At 49.7% G+C, this 548-nt stretch carries 1 rRNA gene; it reads right to left on the reverse strand.

The window, feature by feature from the left end:
* Positions 1 to 407 (reverse strand): 16S ribosomal RNA (locus tag AC1DUA_RS40225); the annotation flags it as partial.
* Positions 408 to 548 lie beyond the last annotated feature (141 nt).

Consider the following 548-nt stretch of genomic DNA (forward strand, 5'->3'; position numbering starts at 1 on the left):
TCACGCGGCGTTGCTCCGTCAGACTTGCGTCCATTGCGGAAGATTCCCTACTGCTGCCTCCCGTAGGAGTCTGGGCCGTGTCTCAGTCCCAGTGTGGCCGTTCACCCTCTCAGGTCGGCTACGCATCGTCGCCTTGGTRRGCCGTTACCYCACCAACTAGCTAATGCGCCGCAGGCCCATCTTCAAGCCACAGATTGCTCCGTGTTTTATGATTCTCTCATGCGAGAAAACCAGTTATCCGGTCTTAGCTATCGTTTCCGATAGTTATCCCAGTCTTAAAGGCAGGTTACCTACGTGTTACTCACCCGTCCGCCGCTAGCTTATCCCGAAGGATAAACCCGCTCGACTTGCATGTATTAGGCACGCCGCCAGCGTTCGTCCTGAGCCAGGATCAAACTCTCCATAATAGTTGACGATTGCTCGCCTTTATTCTGAATGCTTAATAGCTCATTGACTTGCTAGCGAGATTATAAATAATCTCTTATTTTTGAACGATTTCTCGTTCGTGCTTACTCACTCGTTGTTCAGTTTTCAAAGATCAATTTCTT

This window comes from Paenibacillus sp. 01T422, assembly GCF_056398785.1.